Source organism: Boseongicola sp. (assembly GCF_057460485.1).
Genome location: NZ_JBVCWP010000002.1, coordinates 68,200 through 89,680, shown reverse-complemented (window position 1 = coordinate 89,680; position 21,481 = coordinate 68,200). Strand labels below are relative to the sequence as shown.

22 protein-coding genes and 1 pseudogene are annotated in these 21,481 nt (G+C 57.9%); 11 read left to right on the top strand and 12 right to left on the bottom strand.

The genetic code is table 11. The features are described 5' to 3' along the window. Both AC221Y_RS00995 and AC221Y_RS00990 read right to left on the bottom strand, forming a co-directional pair. A partial coding sequence (locus tag AC221Y_RS00995; protein ID WP_486706646.1) for a Rossmann-fold NAD(P)-binding domain-containing protein occupies nucleotides 1–381 on the bottom strand: 381 nt, incomplete at its 3' end. An 84-nt stretch (nucleotides 382–465) separates the two neighbouring features. After that, a complete protein-coding gene (locus AC221Y_RS00990) occupies nucleotides 466–1,629 on the bottom strand; it encodes an aspartate aminotransferase family protein (RefSeq protein ID WP_299748941.1) in 1,164 nt (387 codons plus the stop codon). 345 nt (nucleotides 1,630–1,974) lie between these two features. Between AC221Y_RS00990 and AC221Y_RS00985 the strand changes: the two genes are divergently transcribed. After that, a complete protein-coding gene (locus AC221Y_RS00985) occupies nucleotides 1,975–2,526 on the top strand; it encodes a GcrA family cell cycle regulator (RefSeq protein ID WP_299748944.1) in 552 nt (183 codons plus the stop codon). Nucleotides 2,527–2,528: 2 nt separating this feature from the next. Here AC221Y_RS00985 and AC221Y_RS00980 read toward each other — a convergent pair whose 3' ends face one another. Both AC221Y_RS00980 and AC221Y_RS00975 read right to left on the bottom strand, forming a co-directional pair. Further along, nucleotides 2,529–2,792, bottom strand: a complete 264-nt coding sequence (locus tag AC221Y_RS00980) for a tetratricopeptide repeat protein (protein ID WP_299748946.1) — start codon at nucleotides 2,790–2,792, stop codon at nucleotides 2,529–2,531. A gap of 60 nt (nucleotides 2,793–2,852) precedes the next feature. Beyond that, nucleotides 2,853–3,953, bottom strand: a complete 1,101-nt coding sequence (locus AC221Y_RS00975) for a winged helix-turn-helix domain-containing protein (protein WP_486706645.1) — start codon at nucleotides 3,951–3,953, stop codon at nucleotides 2,853–2,855. A 177-nt stretch (nucleotides 3,954–4,130) separates the two neighbouring features. Between AC221Y_RS00975 and AC221Y_RS00970 the strand changes: the two genes are divergently transcribed. Both AC221Y_RS00970 and rimO read left to right on the top strand, forming a co-directional pair. Further along, nucleotides 4,131–4,583, top strand: a complete 453-nt coding sequence (locus AC221Y_RS00970; RefSeq protein ID WP_486706644.1) for a DUF302 domain-containing protein — start codon at nucleotides 4,131–4,133, stop codon at nucleotides 4,581–4,583. Between the two features lie 72 nt (nucleotides 4,584–4,655). Continuing rightward, entirely contained in the window at nucleotides 4,656–6,020 is a 1,365-nt protein-coding gene (gene rimO / locus AC221Y_RS00965; RefSeq protein ID WP_486706643.1) for a 30S ribosomal protein S12 methylthiotransferase RimO, read from the top strand. Nucleotides 6,021–6,099: 79 nt separating this feature from the next. Here rimO and AC221Y_RS00960 read toward each other — a convergent pair whose 3' ends face one another. Both AC221Y_RS00960 and AC221Y_RS00955 read right to left on the bottom strand, forming a co-directional pair. Then, nucleotides 6,100–6,354, bottom strand: coding sequence for a DUF6455 family protein (locus AC221Y_RS00960; RefSeq protein WP_299748956.1), 255 nt, complete (start codon nucleotides 6,352–6,354; stop codon nucleotides 6,100–6,102). 79 nt (nucleotides 6,355–6,433) lie between these two features. Further along, entirely contained in the window at nucleotides 6,434–7,150 is a 717-nt protein-coding gene (locus tag AC221Y_RS00955; protein WP_299748959.1) for a M48 family metallopeptidase, read from the bottom strand. Between the two features lie 116 nt (nucleotides 7,151–7,266). Here AC221Y_RS00955 and AC221Y_RS00950 point away from each other — a divergent pair, with 116 nt between their 5' ends. From AC221Y_RS00950 to AC221Y_RS00935, 4 genes are all read left to right on the top strand, one after another. After that, the gene (locus AC221Y_RS00950; RefSeq protein ID WP_299749015.1) at nucleotides 7,267–7,512 is read left to right on the top strand and encodes a hypothetical protein; all 246 of its coding nucleotides are present in this window, start codon (nucleotides 7,267–7,269) and stop codon (nucleotides 7,510–7,512) included. Between the two features lie 22 nt (nucleotides 7,513–7,534). After that, nucleotides 7,535–8,638 carry a class II histone deacetylase gene (locus tag AC221Y_RS00945; RefSeq protein ID WP_299748962.1) on the top strand — a complete coding sequence of 368 codons (1,104 nt, stop codon included), beginning with the start codon at nucleotides 7,535–7,537 and terminating at the stop codon, nucleotides 8,636–8,638. 70 nt (nucleotides 8,639–8,708) lie between these two features. Beyond that, entirely contained in the window at nucleotides 8,709–9,281 is a 573-nt protein-coding gene (locus tag AC221Y_RS00940; RefSeq protein ID WP_299748965.1) for a nitroreductase family protein, read from the top strand. Further along, a complete protein-coding gene (locus tag AC221Y_RS00935; protein WP_299748968.1) occupies nucleotides 9,278–9,964 on the top strand; it encodes an EI24 domain-containing protein in 687 nt (228 codons plus the stop codon). Before AC221Y_RS00940 ends, AC221Y_RS00935 begins: the two co-directional genes overlap by 4 nt. On the opposite strand, the gene AC221Y_RS00930 is transcribed toward AC221Y_RS00935, so the two are convergent. Beyond that, complete coding sequence (locus AC221Y_RS00930; protein ID WP_299748971.1) at nucleotides 9,961–10,242, bottom strand: DUF1467 family protein; 282 nt, start codon at nucleotides 10,240–10,242, stop codon at nucleotides 9,961–9,963. The genes AC221Y_RS00935 and AC221Y_RS00930 overlap by 4 nt on opposite strands. Beyond that, on the bottom strand, nucleotides 10,242–10,646 hold the full coding sequence (mce, locus tag AC221Y_RS00925) for a methylmalonyl-CoA epimerase (protein ID WP_299748974.1): 405 nt from the start codon (nucleotides 10,644–10,646) through the stop codon (nucleotides 10,242–10,244). The genes AC221Y_RS00930 and mce overlap by 1 nt, the downstream gene beginning before the upstream one ends. A 191-nt stretch (nucleotides 10,647–10,837) precedes the next feature. Between mce and AC221Y_RS00920 the strand changes: the two genes are divergently transcribed. Beyond that, the gene (locus AC221Y_RS00920) at nucleotides 10,838–11,515 is read left to right on the top strand and encodes a response regulator (RefSeq protein ID WP_299748977.1); all 678 of its coding nucleotides are present in this window, start codon (nucleotides 10,838–10,840) and stop codon (nucleotides 11,513–11,515) included. 19 nt (nucleotides 11,516–11,534) lie between these two features. Here the strand turns inward: AC221Y_RS00920 and AC221Y_RS00915 are convergent, their stop codons facing one another. Continuing rightward, entirely contained in the window at nucleotides 11,535–12,239 is a 705-nt protein-coding gene (locus AC221Y_RS00915; RefSeq protein WP_299748979.1) for a GNAT family N-acetyltransferase, read from the bottom strand. A gap of 119 nt (nucleotides 12,240–12,358) precedes the next feature. Between AC221Y_RS00915 and AC221Y_RS00910 the strand changes: the two genes are divergently transcribed. Beyond that, nucleotides 12,359–12,991 carry an MT-A70 family methyltransferase gene (locus tag AC221Y_RS00910; RefSeq protein ID WP_299749018.1) on the top strand — a complete coding sequence of 211 codons (633 nt, stop codon included), beginning with the start codon at nucleotides 12,359–12,361 and terminating at the stop codon, nucleotides 12,989–12,991. Here the strand turns inward: AC221Y_RS00910 and AC221Y_RS00905 are convergent, their stop codons facing one another. The 3 genes from AC221Y_RS00905 to AC221Y_RS00895 form a co-directional block, all read right to left on the bottom strand. Further along, nucleotides 12,992–13,723 (bottom strand): BglII/BstYI family type II restriction endonuclease, encoded by a 732-nt coding sequence (locus AC221Y_RS00905; protein WP_299748982.1) that lies wholly within the window; start codon nucleotides 13,721–13,723, stop codon nucleotides 12,992–12,994. Then, nucleotides 13,723–15,501 carry an aspartate--tRNA ligase gene (gene aspS, locus AC221Y_RS00900; RefSeq protein ID WP_299748985.1) on the bottom strand — a complete coding sequence of 593 codons (1,779 nt, stop codon included), beginning with the start codon at nucleotides 15,499–15,501 and terminating at the stop codon, nucleotides 13,723–13,725. The genes AC221Y_RS00905 and aspS overlap by 1 nt, the downstream gene beginning before the upstream one ends. Before the next feature lie 633 nt (nucleotides 15,502–16,134). Continuing rightward, the gene (locus tag AC221Y_RS00895; RefSeq protein WP_299748988.1) at nucleotides 16,135–16,329 is read right to left on the bottom strand and encodes a hypothetical protein; all 195 of its coding nucleotides are present in this window, start codon (nucleotides 16,327–16,329) and stop codon (nucleotides 16,135–16,137) included. A 374-nt stretch (nucleotides 16,330–16,703) separates the two neighbouring features. Here AC221Y_RS00895 and carB point away from each other — a divergent pair, with 374 nt between their 5' ends. After that, nucleotides 16,704–20,036 (top strand): carbamoyl-phosphate synthase large subunit, encoded by a 3,333-nt coding sequence (gene carB, locus AC221Y_RS00890; RefSeq protein WP_299748991.1) that lies wholly within the window; start codon nucleotides 16,704–16,706, stop codon nucleotides 20,034–20,036. Nucleotides 20,037–20,307: 271 nt separating this feature from the next. Next, nucleotides 20,308–21,450 (top strand): annotated as a pseudogene (locus AC221Y_RS00885) (beta-ketoacyl-ACP synthase III). Nucleotides 21,451–21,481 lie beyond the last annotated feature (31 nt).

The following is a 21,481-nucleotide window of genomic DNA, read 5'->3' as shown; positions in this document are numbered from 1 at the left end:
GTTGATAACCGGGACGTTGGCATGTTCGGCAAGCTCCAACAGGGCTTCTTCTTCAAACGTCCGGATCATAATCAAATCGACATATCGGCTCAGAACGCGCGCGGTATCGGCAATCGTCTCGCCACTGCCTAGTTGCATTTCCTTACCCGACAGAACCAATACGTCGCCGCCCATCTGGCGCACACCAACGTCAAACGAAACACGCGTCCGCGTCGACGGTTTTTCGAATATCAAGGCCACTATCCGGCCATCCAGGGCAAGATCGTCGTCTTTCGCCCCGCGCGTGCGGCCAACGCGTGCAGACTTCATATCGGCCGCTGATGTCAGAATAGAACGCAGCGCGACCGGGTCGGTTTTGTGGATATCTAGGAAATGGGTCATGTCAGTGTCACTTTCGATGCCGGGATTGGGGGCTGTGTCCCGCTCGCTTTGCGCGCTCCCCGGAGTATTTTTGCCAAAAAGAAATCAGAGGCTCACCGCCGCCTGATCAAGCCGACGCACGGCCTCGGAAATCTCCTCATCGCTGATATTCAAAGGTGGCAGGATGCGCACTACGTTGTCCGCCGCAGGGACAGTCAGAAGAAGCGCGTCATATCCGGCCTTCACAACATCAGCGTTAAGAGCCCTGCACTTCAGGCCCAGCATCAATCCAGTTCCCCGCACGCTTTCAAAGACATCCGGATGGCTTGCCACCAGCCCCTCAAGACCTTGCCGCAAAGCGCCCGCCTTACGGCTGACCTCAGTAAGAAAATCGTCGGTTGCCACGATCTTCATCACGGCATTGCCAACCGCCATCGCCAAAGGATTACCGCCATAGGTCGTTCCGTGACTGCCCGCCGTCATGCCGACTGCCGCAGCTTCCGTCGCAAGAACCGCTCCAAGAGGGAAGCCACCGCCAATGCCCTTGGCAACCATCATGATGTCCGGCGTGATCCCGGACCATTCATGGGCAAATAGCTTTCCCGTGCGCCCGACACCGCACTGGACCTCGTCAAAGATAAGCAAGGCGCCGACCTCATCGCAAGCATCACGCAGTCCCTTAAGGCACTGATCCGGGACTGGAATAATTCCACCCTCGCCTTGAATCGGCTCGATCATAACGGCCGCTGTCTTGTCTGACAAAGCCGCCGCCAACGCTTCGTGATCGGCGAACGCCACATGCGTAAAGCCCGGCAGAAGCGGGCCGAACCCCAGGGTCATTTTGTCCGACCCAGCCGCGGCAATGCCTGCAGATGACCGGCCGTGAAACGAGCCGGTGAACGCAATGATCTCCGAGCGATCCTCGCCCTTCTCATACCAGTATTTACGCGCCATCTTCACTGCAAGCTCACAAGCTTCGGTTCCCGAGTTCGTGAAAAACGCCGTGTCCGCAAAGGTCGCATCGACAAGCCTGTCCGCCAATTCCTGTTGTCCAGGAATACCGTACAGGTTCGACGTATGCCAAAGCTTGCCCGCCTGTTCAGTCAGTGCGTCCACAAGAGCGGGGTTCGCATGCCCCAGCACGTTCACCGCAATCCCCGCCCCAAAGTCGAGGTATCGGCGCCCGTCTTCCTCGATCAGCCAAGCGCCTTCCCCGGCCACAAAAGACATGGGCGCGCGGTTATAGGTGGGCAGGATCGATGGGATCATCGGACTAAACCTTTTTTCAGAAGCCTGAGACGTGCCAGTGGCGCGCGGGCGTGTCAACATTTTGGAAAGCATAACGAAAGGACGCACAAGCGCGTGCGGGGCTGGAAACTGTCAGCGTCGGCGTCGAAGCGCCATATGTCCGTAGTTCGTCATGACGCTCGACTAGGGGAGCCACGACGATTTGTCGAGAGGGATGTCGCCCACACAAGTCCAAAACCGGTGCATCTCTGCGTCATGACCCGCTTTTAAACGCAGAACCCCGACATTTCATCGTCCACGCGTCTTGTGACCGGGTGCCGGCATGCATAGTATATGCCTTCAACATTCGAGGCCGAGGAACAGAGCATGTCGTGGACCGACGAGCGGGTAGATACCCTCAAAAAAATGTGGGGCGAGGGCCAGTCGGCCAGCCAGATTGCCAAAGAGCTTGGCGGCGTGACCCGAAATGCTGTCATAGGCAAGGTGCATCGGCTAGGTCTGTCAAACCGTGCTGGCGCTTCATCGACACCCGCGCCGGAGCGTAAAACTGCCAAGGCGGACGGTGCGTCACCTGCCCCGAAGCCAGCCGCAAAGGTCGCGCCGCAAGACAAGGTCATCTCCGTCACGGTGACACCGCGCAAGCCGATTGTACCAGCCGGGCAGCCTCTACCACCGCAGCCGTCTGCGAACGAGATCAGCCAGGAAGCCCTCGCCAATGTGCGTGAAGTTGAAAAGACGGCAAAGCGCATTGGCTTGATGGATCTGACCGAACGGACCTGCAAATGGCCAATCGGGGACCCAGCGACCGAGGACTTCTGGTTTTGTGGACTGTCGGTGCAGCAGGGCAAGCCCTATTGCGAAGCGCACGTCACCGTTGCCTTCCAGCCAATGAGCAGCCGTCGCGACCGCCGTCGCTAAGCTTAGGCCAGTCCTGACCCCTGCAGCGCGTCCGATAATCGGGCGCGCTCTTTCGTTGAGGGGTAGGGAAACATACGCACCGCATGGCCAAGGCTATACTTCGGCGCAATGCGACCAATGAGAGCGCGCGTCTGGCGAGCAGCATCAGGATCGCCAGTTTCCCAATACGCACGGGCAAGCTGGACCGCTGCGGGCACGAACCCACCAACCCGTTCAAGAACAGCAGTGAAATGGCGGATAGCGGTGTCATAATCGCGACGCAACACGGCTGAATGTCCACGCGCAAAGTCCCAACTCGGGGGGTGAAAAGCCTCCGCCCCAAAGGCTCACGTCAGCAATTGATCGGCACGCCTAGGCTCGGCCAGCCGGTTCATCGTCTCACCATAGGCAAGCAGCACTTCTGAGTTTTGCTCATCGCGTACCAGTGCCGCCTCAAAAGCCGCCACCGTTTCGTCTGCGCGTCCCGTATACCCCAAAACCCATCCGAGCCGGGCATGACCCAAAGCAGAGGTCGCATTCAGAGCAATCGCTCGCCGCGCCAATGCCTCGGCCCGATCAAGTGTCCTATCACTCCCGGCTACGCCGAACACATAAAGCGTCGTGCGACAGTAGGCTTGCTGCGCAAAAGCCTCGGCAAAGTCAGTGTCCAAAGCTGCCGCCTGTTCAAAGCTTGCAAGCGCCTGCGCAAACGCCACCGGTTCATACCGATAATAGGCATGTCGGCCCCTCAGATACATCTCGTAGGCCGCTGGAACCGATGTCCCGATCCGCGCCGCCGGGCTATGAAGGCGACCCGGCGCGAGCGCATCCGCAATACGTCCGCAGACCTGATCCAGCCCAGAAAGTAAGCTGTCCTTCGCAATATCAAATCGCTCGGCCCATAGCTGTTGCTGAGCATTGGCATCCAGAACAGCCGCGGTGATCCGAAACGCACCACCCAGATCGCGAATACTGCCGTCAACAATACGTGTCACATTCAATTCTGGCGGCGGGGCTCTTGTGCTCAAGGCCTGGCTCGCGGTGTAGGACAGCGCCGAAATATCAGACTGGCGCGACAGATGAGTGATTAAATCTTCGCTCAGCCCGTCCGCCAGATAAGTCAGGTTTTTGCCATCTGGATTCGCCCGAAACACGCGCACAAGCACGAAGGGAGGCGCCTCGACCAGATCGAGGTCACGATCATCCAGCACTTCGGACACCGCTTGCACAAACCGATATCCGCGCCCGTGAAGCGTCTGAACAAAAGATCGCGTGCGCCCAACGTCCCCCAGAGCAGCACGCAAAGCCTTTATCGCGCTGGAAACCGTCCAGTCACTAACTGCGCGGCCCTCCCAGATGTGCGCCACAAGGTCGTCTTTGGACACCACGCGGTCACGCGATTGCAGCAGAAATTCAAGAATTTTGAGGCTTTGAGGCTCGATACGCACCGCGTGTTGCCACGCGTCAGTTCAAGGGAACGCATATCCAGTAAGAATTCCCCGAACCTCCACACCGCAATCAGCTCGTCCCGCCGGTCTGCCATCCACACGATCCCCCAAAAACACTCAAGCATCAGAAGCCGCCGTTTGCAAAGACCAAGGGGTAAACCCAACCAAGAGGACAACATGAAACCCTTCAACTTATTGGCATCCGCCCTCGTCATCACCCTTACAGCAGGTGCAGCCATGGCAGAACGTATCAACATGACCAGCAATGCCTCAGTGGCGACCTCGGTCGAGCGCCTCACAAACGCAGTTAAAGCCGCTGGTGCGCGCGTGTTTACCACCGTCGACTTTCAACAAGGTGCAAAATCGGTCGGTGAAGATCTGCGCCCAACAACCGTCGTTATTTTCGGCACCCCCAAGATCGGCTCAACCGCCCTACAGGAAGGCCAGACCATGGCGCTCTTTCTGCCGCTGCGCATCCTGTTCTTCGAGGACAAAAACGGTCAGACTTGGGCCACATACAACGATCCAGCGAGCGTCGCGCCCTCCCATGGCCTAGCTGCGAACAACCGGGCCATCTTGCAGATGCAGGGTGCACTTGATCGCTTCGCGACGATCGCAACCGGTCAGTAGGCGCCCAAATTCGGCAGGCGGAGCATTCGTCGTGCTTTCCCATCCCCCCCGAACCAGCTATAGCCCCGGCCCATGACCCAGAACCCACCAAACCTTCGCCCCGACCTTGCCCGCGCACGCGTCCCCGACGCCGCACGTCCCGGTCAGCCAACTATTGGTATGGTGTCGCTTGGCTGCCCCAAAGCCTTGGTCGACAGCGAACGCATTCTGACGCGCCTGCGCGCCGAAGGCTACGCGATTAGCCCTGACTACAGCGGCGCGGATGCGGTCATCGTTAACACCTGCGGCTTCCTCGACAGCGCCAAGGCCGAAAGCCTCGACGCAATAGGCGAAGCGCTAACAGAAAACGGCCGCGTGATCGTGACGGGATGTTTAGGCGCCGACCCGGAATACATCACTGGTGCACATCCCAAAGTGCTCGCCGTCACCGGGCCGCACCAATACGAACAGGTGCTCGACGCGGTCCACATCGCCGTCCCGCCAAGCCCCGATCCATTCATCGACTTAATGCCTGCACAAGGCGTCAAACTCACCCCGCGCCACTACAGCTACCTGAAGATTTCCGAGGGCTGTAACCATAAATGCAAGTTCTGCATCATCCCCGACATGCGAGGCCGCCTCGCCTCCCGCCCTTTGAAAGCCGTGATGCGTGAAGCTGAAAAGCTGGTCGAAAACGGCGTTAAAGAACTCCTCGTTATCAGCCAGGACACCTCGGCCTATGGCACCGACTGGAAAGATCGCGGATCCAAAGCGCCAATCCTCGATCTTGCCCGCGAACTTGGCACGCTAGGGGCCTGGGTCCGCTTCCACTATGTTTACCCCTACCCCCACGTACGCGACCTCATCCCGCTGATGGCCGAGGGTAAAATCCTGCCCTATCTCGATATCCCCTTTCAACATGCGCACCCTGACGTGCTGAAACGCATGGCCCGCCCCGCAGCCTCAGCCCGCACGCTGGACGAAATTGAAGCCTGGCGCGACATCTGTCCGGATATCACTCTGCGCTCAACGTTCATCGTCGGCTACCCCGGTGAAACCGAAGCCGAATTCCAAACTCTTCTCGACTGGATGGACGAAGCGCAGCTCGACCGCATCGGCTGCTTCAAATATGAAAACGTCAAAGGCGCACGCTCAAACGTGCTTCCAGACCACATCCCTTACGAAATAAAACAAGATCGCTGGGACCGCTTCATGGAAAAAGCGCAAAGCATCTCGGCAGCCAAACTCGCCGCCAAAGTCGGCACCACACTGCCGGTGATCGTTGACGATATTGACGAAGACGGCATCGCCACATGCCGCACAACGGCCGACGCGCCCGAAATCGATGGCAATCTGTTTATTGACGAAGGCACCGAGGCTCTCGCAACAGGCGATATCGTCAACGTCGATGTTGACGAGGCCAGCGAATACGATCTCTGGGGCCAAATACGGCCCTAAACCCGGCGTGGGAGAAACATCACAGAAAAATCCGGAGGGGAGCCCCCTTCGGCTTACCAACCCTGACAGGTAAATCGGTCTAAAGCGTCAGCGCTTTAACCCGCGCAATAAGCAACCCATTGCGGCAATAGTCAGGCAGACCTTCAGTGTCGCTATCAAGCCGCGCCTCGCAATCACCAGCGTCGCTACAGCCCAGACAAGACACCAATGCTTCGACCATCTCGGTGCCGCTCACAACCCCGGATTGCCGCGCCAGATCTAAATCTGCGCCATTCCGGGTGGCCATGCGATCCATCAGCACCTCGCGGTGAGAGCTCTTGGACGTCATACTCATCGTCAGTACCTCCTGTACGATAAGCACATCATTGCCCAACGGCGCCAACCCAAGCTCTGATCCAGATCAATTTTCCGCCTTAGCCGCCGATTGCGCGCCGCACTGTGGTGATTCTGTCGGCATTCGGCGGGTGAGTGCCCAGAAACTGATCGCCCGGGTCAGATGCGCGCGAGAAGTACAGCACGCCGCGCAAAGGATCATATCCGGATCGTTGCGTAATCCGCGCCCCAAGCGAGTCTGCCTCAAGCTCGAACCCCTTTGAGTAGCGACGTGCGCCAATGGTACCGCCAATGTTCTGTGCAGTTTCAACGCCAGCCGCATCCAGTCCTGCAAGCGAGCCAATGAGGGACCCCAAAATGGCCCCCGCCGTCGCCGAGTTCTGTGTCTGCGGAATATGTCCTTCAATGTGATGCGCGGCTTCATGCGCCAGGGCGAACGCCAATTCGTCCCGGTTGCGCATTTCTTCAAACAACGCGGGCGTGAAGCCGATCAGCGGCCGCCCGTTCTTGTCCAACGTCTGATACGCATTCGGTGGCAGGCCTTGTCGGTCGTCGATGAAAATCCGGAAATCACAATTCAGGCCTGGTCGTATCTCCCTACAAGTGCGCTCGGCAATCGGCTCGACCCGCTGAACAACCGCCCGGAAATCGGCCAACGACTGAGGACCACCGGTCCGCGACTGTGAAACAGGCGGCAACACCTGCGAGGACGCTCCGGGTGACCGCTGCGCACCGACCTGCACATCGCAAGCCGATAACCCTAAAACGGCCACAAGAGACAAACAAACTGAACGCACCGCCAACACTCCCAGATAAATTCCAAGTCACCGTTGTTTGGCACGATAGCGAAAAGGCCGCCACTCTCAAGCAGACGCCCTTGCGAAGACCCGCCGATGCGGTCACGCTGGCACACATGTTTACGATCGAGCACGAATTTGACGCAACCGTCGTCACCCTTGTCGATGATGCCGCAGCGCACCGTCAAGACGACATCACCATCACAGCTTTCGATGATTGTGTGACGATAGAACAACTCGATGCCCGGCAGGACCGGGTTCAGAAAATAACGCTGTCGCTCGCACAACTTGCCGACCTGACAGCGTCCCTGAACCTCCCCGAAGGCGTCTACCTCCGCAATCACCCCGACACCCCGTCGTGATCCATTCAGACGAGCACATCCAATGACCACAGCGTTTTTCTACGACGAGCAAAGCTTCTGGCATTCAGGCGGGAACTACTCCTTCATGGCCCCAGTCGGAGGTTTCGTACAGCCGGCCGCAACCGGCGGCTTGCCAGAAAACCCCGAAACCAAGCGTCGTCTTGTGAATCTGATGAATGTTACGCGTTTGATGGACGACCTCAGCGTCGTGCGCGCCGAACCGGCGTCACAGATTGACCTGATCCGAGTCCACACTGGTGACTTCCTCACCACCTTCAAAACCACGTCGGACGCAGGCGGCGGCGAAACCGGACTGCGCGCGCCCTATGGTCCGGGCGGATACGAACTTGCTGCCCTCTCCGCCGGTCAGGCCAAAAGCGCGCTCTTTTCCGTTCTGGACGGGCAATACCGAAATGCCTACGCCCTCACCCGGCCGCCCGGACACCATTGCCTGCGCGACTGGCAGAACGGCTTTTGCCTTCTCGCCAACATCGCCATTGCGGTCGAAGCAGCCCTCGCCGAAGGCAAAGCAGACCGTGTCGCCGTCCTTGATTGGGACGTCCACCACGGCAATGGCACGGAAGCGATATTCTATGACCGCGCCGAAGTGCTGACGATCTCGATGCATCAGGAACACAACTACCCTCTGGATAAAGGAGATTTTTCAGACCGTGGCGAAGGCCAGGGCTACGGAACCAACCTGAACATCCCCCTGCCCCCCGGTGCGGGCCACAACACTTGGCTGGAAGCCCTCGACCGCCTTGCGATCCCTGCGATCCAATCGTTCAAACCAGACGTCATCGTGATCGCCTGTGGCTTTGACGCCGCTGCGTTTGATCCGTTGGGGCGGATGCTTTGTTCTGCCGACACTTTCCGCCAGATGACCCGCCGCGTGCTTGATCTCGCTGACATCACATGCGCCGGACGGCTCGTCATGGCGCACGAAGGTGGCTATTCTGAAATGTATGTGCCGTTTTGCGGCCACGCAACGCTGCAGGAGATGGCAGGGTCGTCCATCGACGCCCCCGATCCCTTTGCCGCAGCCCTCCAGATCCGCCAACCCGGCGCAGCTTTCGAAGGCTTTGCCAGCGGTCTTATCGGCGAAATGGCCGAGGCGCTCCCCTGATCCCGCGTGCCCCTCTGGAAATTCCCGGCGCGCACGAATACCTGTGCTGGGCAAATAAGGAGCCGATCCAATGCCCGAGGCAAACCCAGCTGCGTTGTCATTCCTCGCAAGCCGCCGCTCGCGGCCCGCAAAAACACTGACGACTCCGGTCCCAGATCGCGCGGTCCTTGAGGATCTGCTGACCGTCGCAGCCCGCACCCCCGACCACGGCAAACTTGAACCATGGCGCTTTATCGTCCTCGAAACTGCCGCGCTGAAACGGCTGGCCGATACCATTCCAATGTATTGCAGGGACATTGACCCGGAAAAAACCGCAAAACTGGTCGCGCAGTTTGCCAACGCTGATCTCGCGGTAGCCGTGATAGCAAGCCCAAAGCCATCCGACAAAATCCCCGAAATCGAACAAACTCTGTCTGCCGGGGCCGTCGCAATGAACCTTCTGTCGGCAGCACTTGCGGCGGGATGGGGCGCGAACTGGCTGTCCGGCTGGATCAGTCACGACCGGAAATGGCGTGAAGACACCCTTGGGCTCGCTCCAACCGAGTGGATCGCAGGCTTCATCCATATCGGCACCGAACGAATGACCCCACCAGAACGCCCCCGCCCCGACCTTTCAAGCATCGTCACCTGGGTCGAGACATGATCTTTTCTGCCATCGCAGACGCAATTGCGCAACTGTCCGACGCGCGTTTCCGCAGCGTCCTGGTCAAAGGCGTCGGCCTGACACTCGGCTTACTCATCGGGGCCTACGCCGTAATTTTCTTTGGCATCCAATGGCTTCTCCCAGATAGCATTTCGCTTCCGTTCATCGGGGAAATCACCTTCGTCGAAACCCTCTTGTCCTGGGCCTCCGTGCTTTTGATGCTGATCCTGTCGGTCTTCTTGATGGTCCCCGTCGCATCAGCGTTTACGGGCCTGTTCCTTGATGACGTCGCTGACGCCGTAGAAGACCGTCACTACCCGCATCTTGCCGCAGCGCCACGCATCGGCCTGTCCGAGGGGCTGCGAGAAGGCCTCGCCTTCCTACTAGTTCTGATCCTCGCCAATATTGCAGCGCTTGTTTTGTACTTTACACCGCTCGCTCCGTTCGTCTTCTACGGCCTGAACGGCTTCCTTCTGGGGCGTGAATATTTCCGGCTCATCGCTGTCCGCCGGATTGGTCGCACCGCCGCAAAGAAAGCCTTCCGTGCCAATCTTCTCACGATCTGGTCGGCCGGCGCGCTTATGGCTGTGCCTTTGACAATCCCGGTTCTGAACCTGCTGGTGCCCGTCGTCGGCGCTGCGGCTTTCACCCACCTCTATCACCGGCTGGACGCGAAAGCTTAGCCCTCACGCCGCTCCAAACGGTTAAAGAAATCTAGATCCTCAACCGTGATCCCGCCCCAAATGATCACCGAAACAATCACCGCAAAAGTGATCGCCGAAATCCACGTGGTCGTCACGCATTTGCGCTTCATCGAAAAAGCGGACGATGGCGCACCGGCCGGAGTCCCCGCGACCCGCTCGCCGGCCTCTGCCTGTGACTGAACCCGGATTGGCAGAATGATGAACAACACCATGAACCAAATAACTGCAAACAAAACGATCCCCGAAACAATCGACATCAGACCTGCTCCAGCTCGATCAGGGTGCCGTTGAAGTCTTTGGGATGAAGGAACAACACCGGCTTGCCATGCGCCCCTATTTTCGGTTCGCCCCCGCCCAACACTCGTGCCCCTTTCTCAACAAGCTGCGCCGAGGCTGCATAAATGTCGTCGACCTCGTAGCAAACATGGTGAATGCCGCCAGACGGATTTTTCTCAAGAAATCCATTTATCGGCGATCCCTCGCCCAAAGGAGACAGCAGTTCGATCTTGGTATTGGGCAGCTCAATAAACACCACTGTTACGCCGTGATCAGGCTCGTCCTGCGGCGCGCCCACATCAGCACCCAACATATCGCGGTACTGTGCAGAGGCTACCCCAAGATTTGGCACCGCGATCGCCACATGGTTCAAACGTCCAATCATTGTCCGCTCCGTTGTTTCAAGACGCGTTATCAGCTTTTCGCCCCCCCGCCACAAGAAGACAGTCCGACGCATCTCGCAGGCAATAAATGCTATTTAGGTCAAGATCTTAATAGAAAGCTCAGGTCGATTGAAGCAACCGGGAGGTCACGCGATGCCAGAATCTCTTGAAGATTTTCTAATACACGCGCCCCATGGCCAAGAGGCCGCTGAGTGGGCAGACCTTCCTGGCAGTGGAAGATAGCCGCTTTGCATGCGAAGCACTTCGCATCATGTGCCAACGATCGGGCGCGCGCCTCAGACGGGCCGACAGCCTGGAATTTGCGGCACGCCATTTGCGCACCTTCCGACCGGGCATCGTTTTAATTGACGTCGGGCTGCCCGATGGGTCAACTCTTGCCTTGATCCGCGAGTTGTCACGTTCCGAAGCGCGCATAGGCGTCGTTCGCGCCATGTCCGGCGAAGACACTTTCGCAGATGTTGCCTTGGCCGCAGGCGCAGATACCTTCATCGCCAAACCGATCAAATCCGTCTCGGCGTTTCAGGCAACACGTCTCGCCGAACTACCAAAAGACGCGCGCCCTGCAAGGGTGCGCCCGGCTTCCGGCGACGCCATTGTTCCTGACCGCATCACCTATCGCGACGACCTTTCGCTTGCCGCAGACCTTCTTGCATCCGATGCGGACGTAGACACGCTCAACGACGTCACCGACTTTTTGATTGGTCTGGCCAATAGAGCAGATGATCCGGGGCTCGCGGATGTCGCCCGAGATGTGGAACGCGCCTGTAGCAACGGCCCGCCATCAGCCGACCGCCTCCAAAGGCTCAGAACCGCAATCGAAGACCGCCTCGAGACAGAGCAGATGGTCTAATCCGGCTGGACCAATCCGCCTAGTTTTCGGATAAAGCTGGATCGCGAGCGGCAAGAACAGGCCGCGTCAAATCACCCAATCGGTATTTCTGCTGGCCATCGACATCAAAGTTTTCTGGCGCCAACCACGTCTCAAACGCCGCGCGCAACGCGGGCCATTCCCCGTCAATCGCCGCAAACCAAGCGGTGTCGCGATTGCGCCCCTTCACGATGCTGGCTTGCCTAAAAACCCCTTCAAAGCTGAACCCAAACCGTTCAGCTGCCTGCCGGGATTTCCGGTTTGCGGCATCGCATTTCCATTCAAATCGCCGATACCCCACCTCGAACGCCCATTTCATCAATAAATACACCGCTTCCGTCGCCTCACGGCTTCGCTGAAGCCGTGGCGCAAAGGTCAGCCACCCCGTTTCAATCGTGCCCGCCAATGGTGCCATCCGCATGAGGCTAAGCGTGCCCCCAAGCCGTCCATCCGCCATCCGCACCGCAAAATGAAGCGGATCATGAAGCACACGGCTGGCGTCTACCCAGGCCGCATACCCCGCGTCGTCAAACGGACCTACTGGCAGGTAGGTCCATATGGCGCCGCTCTGATCCTCGCGATGAGCGTCGCGCAAGCCCGCGATGTGTGCCCGTGACAATGGCTCAAGCCGCGCATAACGCCCTTCAAGAACAGCGCGAGCTGGCAAACCAGGTGGGGCCCAGTCAACAAGAGATCGTTCATTCATCGGGCCCGTCTTTCATTTTTTTGGTTCAGGTTTTGTCAATCTTGTTCTACGAATGTTCTTAGGCCTGCGTGCCACATCGCACATTGCAAATCATGGGAGGTCATCGCACAATGTTGGCCATGAGAAGCTCTCCGACACAAGACCTGTCCAACTTTTTGGGCGATGATCGATTCGGCTGCGTGATGGCCGATCCGCCGTGGCGATTCACCAATCGCACAGGCAAAGTTGCACCCGAACACAAGCGCCTGTCGCGCTATCCCACCATGACGTTGGACGAGATCTGCGCCCTTCCGGTGGCTGCCCATATGGAAGACCGCGCACATTGTTACATGTGGGTGCCAAACGCGTTGTTGCCCGATGGATTGCGCGTTCTGAATGCCTGGGGATTCGAGTATAAATCCAACATCATTTGGCATAAAATTCGCAAAGACGGCGGGTCAGACGGACGCGGTGTCGGCTTCTATTTCCGCAATGTGACTGAGGTCCTGCTTTTCGGCACACGCGGGAAAAACGCGCGCACCCTTGCGCCGGGACGGCGTCAGGTGAACATGATGCAAACCCGCAAACGCGAGCATTCGCGCAAACCCGACGAACAATACGATTTGATTGAAGGCTGCTCGTGGGGGCCATATCTGGAATTGTTCGGACGTGGTGTGCGCGAAGGCTGGACCGTTTGGGGCAATCAGGCCGATGCCGACTACAAACCGGGATGGAAGACCTACGCCTACAATTCCGGCGTCGCGGCCGAATAATCAGCCCGTCAGACAGCTCTCCGGCAAACCGATCAACAACAATGGACAGGGGTTGCCCACCCCTCGCTCAAGCCGTTCTTCAAGCTTGCGCCAATGCGTCGTGGATTGCCCGTATTTGCTGGCAACAAACGTCTGTGTGAACGCCTCGATAAAAGACGCGCCGTTTTCCATCATGGTTGCGACCGACCGACGTTGGGCCGCCGTCCGCTCTGTCACGCCATAGGCCACAAAATCCGCTTCCGACGTCACGCCATCCCGATAAAGCCGATCCCCGATCCGCCGCACAAACGCCGATTGCAGCGACGCGCCCCGCGTCACAATGATCCCGACACTCACAGCGGATTGCACGTGAAGCCGTTGAAAGCTCTCAAGATCCCGATCGTAAAACGGATCCTTGTTGTTCCATTCAATCTCCAAAGCCAATGTCCCGGCTTCAGCCCGCATCACGTGATCAACCTCGTGGCCAATGCCTATTCGCTGCACGCCATCAACGGATGTGGCCACGCGAAAGGTGTGCTTCGGCCAGCCCAGATCGTACAATCTGCGACGCAGCCGCTGCGTGAATACCGCCTCGCCGCCACCGCCGCCTATCAGCTCGGTGATCTCGATCTGAAAATCAGCCAAAGCTGCGACCAGTTCCGCCGTCTCATCCGGGAAATCGACCGATAGGATCGCGCTCGCATGGTTGCGCGTTCTGACATCAAACCCCTTAGAGACAAGCGTCTCCAGCATCAGTCCTCCGACGGTAGTATCCGCAAATGCAAATCGCGCAGCTGCTCGTTGGTCGGCGCGCTTGGCGCATCCATCATCAGATCTTCAGCGCGCTGATTCATCGGGAACAAGATCACTTCGCGGATGTTTTGTTCGTCCGCCAAAAGCATCACAATTCGGTCGATCCCAGCAGCACAGCCCCCGTGCGGCGGAGCGCCATATCGGAACGCATTCACCATCCCGCCAAAACGCTTCTTCACCTCGTCCTCGCCATATCCGGCAATCTCGAACGCCTTGAACATGATCTCAGGCCGGTGGTTCCGGATCGCGCCCGACACCAATTCATAGCCGTTACAGGCCAGATCGTACTGATACCCCAGCACGTCCAATGGATCGCCATTCAGCGCCTCCATCCCACCTTGCGGCATCGAAAACGGGTTATGCTCGAAATCAATTGCCCCGGTTTCCTCGTCCTTCTCGTAGATCGGGAAGTCCACGATCCAGGCGAACGCAAAGCGGTCCTTGTCGGTCAAACCCAATTCGTCACCGATCGCAACGCGCGCCTTGCCGGCCACGGTTTCAAACGCCTTCGCTCTGCCACCAAGGAAGAACGCCGCGTCTCCGACGCCAAGGTCCAACTGTTGACGGATTGCCTCAGTACGCTCCGGGCCGATGTTTTTCGCCAAAGGTCCGGCCGCTTCCATGCCCTCACCCTGATCGCGCCAGAAGATATACCCCATCCCCGGCAGACCCTCCTTCTGAGCAAACGCATTCATCCGGTCACAGAACTTGCGCGAGCCACCATTTGGTGCCGGAATGGCGCGAACTTCAGTGCTGTCCTGCTCCAGAATTTTCGCAAAGATCGCAAAACCCGAGCCGCGGAAATGCTCGGACACATCCTGCATCTTGATCGGGTTGCGAAGGTCCGGCTTGTCCGAACCATACCAAAGAGCAGCATCACGATACGAAATCTGCGGCCACTCCGCATCAACTTTACGCCCGCCACCAAATTCCTCGAACACACCCTGCAAAACCGGCTGGATTGTATCGAATACGTCCTGCTGGCTGACGAAAGACATCTCCAGATCAAGCTGATAGAAATCCGTCGGCGAGCGATCCGCGCGCGGGTCTTCATCGCGAAAACACGGCGCTATTTGGAAATACTTGTCGAACCCCGAAACCATCAACAACTGCTTAAATTGTTGCGGGGCCTGCGGAAGCGCGTAGAATTTGCCGGGATGCAGGCGCGACGGCACAAGAAAGTCACGCGCGCCTTCGGGCGAGGACGCCGTGAGAATAGGCGTTTGGAATTCGCGGAAATTCAACCCCCACATGCGCTTGCGGATCGACGACACCACGTCCGACCGCATCTTCATATTGTCCTGCATCGCCTCACGACGCAGATCAAGAAAACGGTATTTTAGACGCGTCTCTTCGGGATACTCCTGATCGCCGAAAACGATCAAGGGCAGCTCTTCAGACGATCCCAGAACCTCAAGAGCACGCACAAAAACCTCGACCTCGCCGGTCGGGATTTTCGAGTTCACCAGCGACGCATCGCGCGCCTTAACATTACCGTCAATACGGATGCACCACTCCGACCGCACCTTTTCCATCTCTTTGAAAACCGGACTGTCGGGATCACAAAGCACCTGCGTGATGCCATAGTGGTCGCGAAGGTCGACAAACAAAATACCGCCGTGGTCACGGATACGATGGACCCACCCGGAAAGTCGGACGGTCTCGCCCACGTTCGAGGCATTCAGTTCGGCGCAGGTATGGCTGCGATAGGCGTGCATGTGTTTGCCCCTTTGGCAACGGGTTTTCCGGTTCGGGCCGATACACATCCTGAGGGCGCGGAAGTCAAGCGCCGAGCCTGTCGCACAACCGCCACTACAATCCAAAAAGACGGCCTTTTTTCTAATCGCTTGTATCCGCCAAGCCATTTCCAAGACGTTGTCTCAAAGTGAATTCGGGACCTTGATGCCAAAACTGTCAGAGACCCAAGGCCGACTGATATAAATAGTTCTCCTTGCGCTGTTTTTTGTGCTGATCCGTCTAGAGAACCCTTTGCCGCCATCCGACGACCTGCGGGCGTTTTGGATGGCAGGTCTTTTTTTGACGGCGAGGCAGGCTCGATCTATGCGTCCTCTGGGGATTACTGTCGCATGGTGCCTCCGGACTCTTGGATAATCCCCTTTCTGAACGAGGGCGTCGAGCGCACGGCCTACCCCTTCATCTATCCGCCGCTTTGGGCATGGATCAGGCACCACGTTGTGACGTGGACAAATTTCGTGGCATCATGGCAATTGTGTACGCACTGATGATGTGCGGGTGCTTCTATCTGGCGTCAAAAATGGCGCGGGGTATGATGACACGAATGGCATTCATGGCAGTGACGCTGTTTCTTGTCTTTGTTTTGGGCTGTCTCGTCATAAAACTTCCGTTAAACGAAAATCAGCCACGGATAATCGTTTCGTTCTTGGTCCTGCCAGCACAGAACGCATCACAACAAAAGCAACAGGTGGCGAAACGTCATGGCGTATCTTCGCAAAGCCCGCGCTTTGGCAGGGGATGAACGTCATTGTACAACTCACGCCCATTTCGCTTTTGACCGTTTTCGCCATCCGAAACCGCCTTGCCGACCCATTGGTCTGGCCCGCCATCTTCGTCGCATTGGCCTGAGTCCTGCCGTTAAGTTGGCTTTATCATTATCTAACGGCTTTTGCCTTCCTTCCGGCGCTTGTTGCGCGCCTTGGATGGAAACGCGGCATCTACGCAATGTCAGTTCCCGCGCTCGTCACCAGCTCCGCGTTCTTTGTACTAACCCTATCTTTGCCCGCAGTAAAAACTCTCGCATACCCCGTGATGGGCGGGGCTATGGTCTGGATGGGTCTCGTCTTTCTATGGACCATACGCCAATCAGCGTTGAAACCGCCCTTGCGTACTACGAGCCAACCCCTATAACCCACGACAATTTGCGTGACCTAGGGGATGGCCGATGCCTAAAAGAACCGACATCAAGTCGATCATGATTATTGGCGCGGGCCCCATCGTTATCGGACAGGCCTGCGAATTTGACTACTCCGGCGCCCAGGCCTGCAAAGCCCTGCGCGAGGAAGGTTTCCGCGTCATCCTCGTCAACTCGAACCCCGCGACGATCATGACCGATCCCGGATTGGCCGACGCAACCTACATCGAACCCATCACCCCCGAAGTTGTCGCCAAAATCATCGAAAAAGAACGCCCGGACGCGCTTTTGCCGACGATGGGCGGCCAAACCGGCCTGAACACATCTCTAGCGCTCGAAGAAATGGGCGTCCTCGAAAAGTTCGGCGTCGAAATGATCGGCGCGACGCGCGATGCCATCGAAATGGCCGAAGACCGCAAACTGTTCCGCGAAGCGATGGAGCGCATCGGCCTCGAAAACCCGAAAGCCACCATCGTCGCCGCCCCGAAAGCCGAAAATGGACGCTACGACGTCCCAAAAGGCCTCGAAGACGCGATGGCCGCCATTGATTACGTGGGCCTGCCCGCCGTCATCCGCCCAGCCTTCACCCTTGGCGGTACCGGCGGCGGCATCGCCTACAACCGCGACGAATACTTCGAGATTTGTCGCCGTGGGCTTGAGGCCTCGCCCGTCGCGCAAATCCTGATCGACGAAAGCCTGCTTGGCTGGAAAGAATTCGAGATGGAGGTCGTCCGCGACAAAGCCGACAACGCCATCATCGTCTGCGCCATTGAAAACGTCGATCCAATGGGCGTCCATACCGGCGACTCGATCACCGTCGCGCCCGCCCTCACTCTCACGGACAAAGAATACCAAATGATGCGCTCGGCCTCGATTGCGGTCCTGCGCGAGATCGGCGTAGAAACCGGAGGCTCGAACGTCCAGTGGGCCGTGAACCCTGCTGATGGCCGCATGGTCGTGATCGAAATGAACCCGCGCGTGTCGCGTTCGTCCGCTCTCGCCTCAAAAGCCACCGGCTTCCCGATTGCAAAAATTGCGGCGAAACTTGCCATCGGCTACACTCTGGACGAGCTCGACAACGACATCACCAAAGTCACCCCAGCAAGCTTCGAGCCAACCATTGACTATGTGGTCACCAAGATCCCACGCTTTGCCTTCGAGAAATTTCCAGGCTCTGAACCCAGCCTTACCACCGCGATGAAATCCGTTGGCGAAGCCATGGCCATTGGCCGCACCTTCCACGAGTCGATGCAAAAAGCGCTCGCCTCATTGGAAACCGGCCTCACTGGCTTTGATGAAATCGACATTCCGGGCGCGCCAGATCGTGCAGCCATCACCGCGGCCCTTTCGAAGCGAACCCCTGACCGTATCCGCGTCATCGCCCAAGCCATGCGCGAAGGTCTGACCGACGAAGACATCCAAATAGTCACATCCTTCGACCCTTGGTTCCTTGCCCGTATCCGCGAGATCATCGAGGCCGAAGCCAGGATTCGCAAAGACGGCCTGCCCCTCACCGAACACGGATTGCGCGCCCTCAAAATGTTTGGCTTCACCGATGCGCGGCTTGCCATCCTGACAGGCCGCACCGAAACCAACGTCCGCAACGCCCGCCATAACCTTGGCGTCATAGCTGTCTTCAAACGCATCGACACCTGCGCCGCCGAATTCGAGGCGCAAACACCTTACATGTACTCAACCTACGAAGCCCCTGTCATGGGTGAGGTCGAATGCGAAGCCCGGCCCTCGAACGCAAAAAAAGTCGTTATTCTCGGCGGTGGTCCGAACCGCATCGGACAAGGCATCGAATTCGACTACTGCTGCTGCCACGCCTGTTACGCCCTGTCAGATCAGGGCTACGAAACCATCATGATCAACTGTAACCCCGAGACGGTCTCCACCGATTACGACACCTCGGACCGCCTCTATTTCGAGCCGCTCACCTACGAACACGTGATGGAAATCCTGCGCGTCGAGCAGGATAACGGCACGCTTCACGGCGTGATCGTCCAGTTTGGCGGCCAGACCCCGTTGAAGCTTGCAAACGCCCTTCACGACGCCGGAATCCCTATCCTTGGCACAACGCCAGACGCAATCGATCTCGCCGAAGATCGCGAGCGCTTTCAGGAACTTGTGAACCGCCTCGACCTCAAACAACCAGTTAACGCTATCGCTTCCACCGACGCACAGGCGATGCTGGCAGCTGAAAAAATCGGCTTTCCTCTGGTTATCCGTCCGTCCTACGTCCTTGGTGGCCGGGCCATGGAAATTGTGCGCGACACAGCGCAACTTGAACGCTACATCCGCGACGCGGTCGTCGTCTCCGGCGACAGCCCCGTTCTTCTCGACCGCTACCTTGGCGGGGCCGTCGAAGTTGATGTGGATGCTCTCGCAGACGGCGAAAACGTGCACGTCGCCGGCATTATGCAGCACATCGAGGAAGCCGGCGTCCATTCCGGCGACAGCGCCTGCTCGCTCCCACCGCACACGCTCTCAGATGATATCATCGCACGCCTGATCGAACAGACGGTGGCACTTGCAAAAGAGCTTAAAGTCGTAGGCCTGATGAACGTCCAGTTCGCCATCAAGAACGACGAGATTTACCTTATCGAGGTAAATCCCCGCGCTTCGCGCACCGTGCCATTTGTCGCCAAAGCCACTGACAGCGCCATCGCCTCTATTGCGGCGCGTCTCATGGCCGGGGAAAAGCTCGATGCCTTCCCGATGAAGCCGCCCCATGCGCCTGTCTCCGACGATGTTGTGATCCCAACGGGCGACCCGATGCAATTGGCCGATTTCCGCACGCCATGGTTCTCCGTCAAGGAAGCCGTCCTGCCCTTCGCCCGCTTCCCAGGTGTCGATACGCTTCTCGGTCCCGAGATGCGCTCAACCGGCGAAGTCATGGGCTGGGATCGCTCTTTCGCCCGCGCATTCCTGAAAGCACAGATGGGCGCAGGCGTTGACTTTCCAACGTCCGGCACGGTCTTCTTCTCAATCAAGGACGACGATAAATCCGACGAGCTTATTGAAACGGCTCGCATGCTGCGCGAGTTGGGTCTCTCCATCCTCGCAACGCGAGGCACGGCCAGCTTCCTCACCGAAAACGGTATCCCTTCCGACGTAGTGAACAAAGCCTATGAAGGCGGACGCACAATCGTCGATGTGATGAAGGACGGGGAAATTTCGCTGGTGATGAACACCACTGAGGGCGCGCAGGCAGTCGAGGACTCGCGCTCAATGCGCAACGTCGCACTGATGGACAAAATCCCCTACTACACCACCGCCGCCGCGGCCCATGCAGCAGCCCTTGCGATGGTCGCCCGGCGCGACGGCGAGATCGAAGTTCGCAGTTTGCAAGGCGCTTAAAACGCGCCTGGCTTTCGTATTGCGCTGTTAAGACATGGAAACAAATGCTCCAGGTCCGGGGTGCGAACGCGCGACAGCAACCGCATGCAGGGACGTGACAAAGACGTCCCGCCTTCAACCATTTCAAGGGGTTAACATGTTGGTTCGGAATTGGCCGCGACATGTGACGCGCGCCAGCACGACCATGCGTTAAGATACCGGCAACCCAGCGTCACCCTTGCCCTCAAGCTTTTGTTCCCGTTACGTAAACCGATCACATGACGAGATCCAAATGCACACGCCCATCATCACCGGCAGCGGCGTCTTCACGCCCGAGAACGTCATCACCAACGCCTAATTGGTCGTAAGCTTCAACGCCGCCCACGAAGAAGAGATCGTCAAAGGCGACATCGCCGCAAAGACGCATTCCAACGCTGATTTCATTCGTGATGCCAGCGGGATCGAGCAACGCTATGTGATTGATAAAGAGCGCATTCTTGACCCTACCCGCATGACACCTCGTCTAAACACGCGGCCAGATGATGCGCCGTCCCTGAAGGCTGAAATGGGCATCGATGCCATTCACAAAGCCTTGGCACAAGCTGGTCGCGATCCTGCAGATATAGACCTCATCCTTTGCGCCGCCTCAAACCACGAACGCGCATACCCCGCAATTGCTGTGGAAATGCAGCAGCTTCTGGGCGCGAGCGGTTTCGCCTATGACATGAACGTCGCCTGTTCCTCTGCAACTTTTGTACTGCAAACCGCCGCCGACATGGTGCGTACAGGGTCCGTCAAATGCGCCGTCGTTGTCAGCCCAGAGGTCTGCTCCGCCCACCTCGAATGGCGCGATCGCGATTGTCATTTCATCTTCGGCGACGTTGCTACAGCAATTCTGATCGAACCCGAAGCCGACGGCATGGCGGGTTTTCGTGTTCTCTCAACCCGCTGCGCGACTAAGTTTTCAAACAATATCCGCAACAATGACGGTTACTTGCGCCGCGCACACGACCAGATGGAAGACCGACGCGACATGCAGTTCATGCAGGAAGGCCGCAAGGTTTTCAAAGCAGTCCTACCCATGGTAGCCCGCCATATCACCAGCCATCTCCACGATGAAAGCCTTGATGCAAATGACCTCAAGCGCCTTTGGCTACATCAGGCCAACAAGACAATGAACGACTATATCGGCAAAAAAGTCCTGGGCCGCGAACCGACCGAAGGCGAGCAACCCAATATTCTACAAGACTGCGCAAATACGTCGTCCACCGGCTCCATCATCGCATCCTCCAAGTTTTCGCAAGACCTTGAGGCGGGCGATCTCGGTCTTCTTTGCTCGTTCGGCGCAGGGTATTCCGTCGGCTCTGCCGTCTTGGAGCGGGTCGGATCCATTCCGAAGCGCGCACGTCACACTCCGTTAACAAAAAATGGGTAAACAGCCGCCCAAGCCCTCTTGTTCAAGCGCT

Excerpts from the sequence above, each read along its gene's own strand:
- AC221Y_RS00935 (WP_299748968.1), top strand. The coding sequence starts at position 9,278 with ATGATCTTTTCTGCCATCGCAGACGCAATTGCGCAACTGTCCGACGCG.
- AC221Y_RS00970 (WP_486706644.1), top strand. The coding sequence starts at position 4,131 with ATGAAACCCTTCAACTTATTGGCATCCGCCCTCGTCATCACCCTTACA.
- AC221Y_RS00930 (WP_299748971.1), bottom strand. The coding sequence starts at position 10,242 with ATGTCGATTGTTTCGGGGATCGTTTTGTTTGCAGTTATTTGGTTCATG.
- AC221Y_RS00940 (WP_299748965.1), top strand. The coding sequence starts at position 8,709 with ATGCCCGAGGCAAACCCAGCTGCGTTGTCATTCCTCGCAAGCCGCCGC.
- aspS (WP_299748985.1), bottom strand. The coding sequence starts at position 15,501 with ATGCACGCCTATCGCAGCCATACCTGCGCCGAACTGAATGCCTCGAAC.
- AC221Y_RS00945 (WP_299748962.1), top strand. The coding sequence starts at position 7,535 with ATGACCACAGCGTTTTTCTACGACGAGCAAAGCTTCTGGCATTCAGGC.
- AC221Y_RS00910 (WP_299749018.1), top strand. The coding sequence starts at position 12,359 with ATGAGAAGCTCTCCGACACAAGACCTGTCCAACTTTTTGGGCGATGAT.
- AC221Y_RS00985 (WP_299748944.1), top strand. The coding sequence starts at position 1,975 with ATGTCGTGGACCGACGAGCGGGTAGATACCCTCAAAAAAATGTGGGGC.
- carB (WP_299748991.1), top strand. The coding sequence starts at position 16,704 with ATGCCTAAAAGAACCGACATCAAGTCGATCATGATTATTGGCGCGGGC.
- rimO (WP_486706643.1), top strand. The coding sequence starts at position 4,656 with ATGACCCAGAACCCACCAAACCTTCGCCCCGACCTTGCCCGCGCACGC.
- mce (WP_299748974.1), bottom strand. The coding sequence starts at position 10,646 with ATGATTGGACGTTTGAACCATGTGGCGATCGCGGTGCCAAATCTTGGG.
- AC221Y_RS00990 (WP_299748941.1), bottom strand. The coding sequence starts at position 1,629 with ATGATCCCATCGATCCTGCCCACCTATAACCGCGCGCCCATGTCTTTT.
- AC221Y_RS00915 (WP_299748979.1), bottom strand. The coding sequence starts at position 12,239 with ATGAATGAACGATCTCTTGTTGACTGGGCCCCACCTGGTTTGCCAGCT.
- AC221Y_RS00960 (WP_299748956.1), bottom strand. The coding sequence starts at position 6,354 with ATGAGTATGACGTCCAAGAGCTCTCACCGCGAGGTGCTGATGGATCGC.
- AC221Y_RS00895 (WP_299748988.1), bottom strand. The coding sequence starts at position 16,329 with ATGGCGAAAACGGTCAAAAGCGAAATGGGCGTGAGTTGTACAATGACG.
- AC221Y_RS00905 (WP_299748982.1), bottom strand. The coding sequence starts at position 13,723 with ATGCTGGAGACGCTTGTCTCTAAGGGGTTTGATGTCAGAACGCGCAAC.
- AC221Y_RS00950 (WP_299749015.1), top strand. The coding sequence starts at position 7,267 with ATGTTTACGATCGAGCACGAATTTGACGCAACCGTCGTCACCCTTGTC.
- AC221Y_RS00920 (WP_299748977.1), top strand. The coding sequence starts at position 10,838 with ATGGCCAAGAGGCCGCTGAGTGGGCAGACCTTCCTGGCAGTGGAAGAT.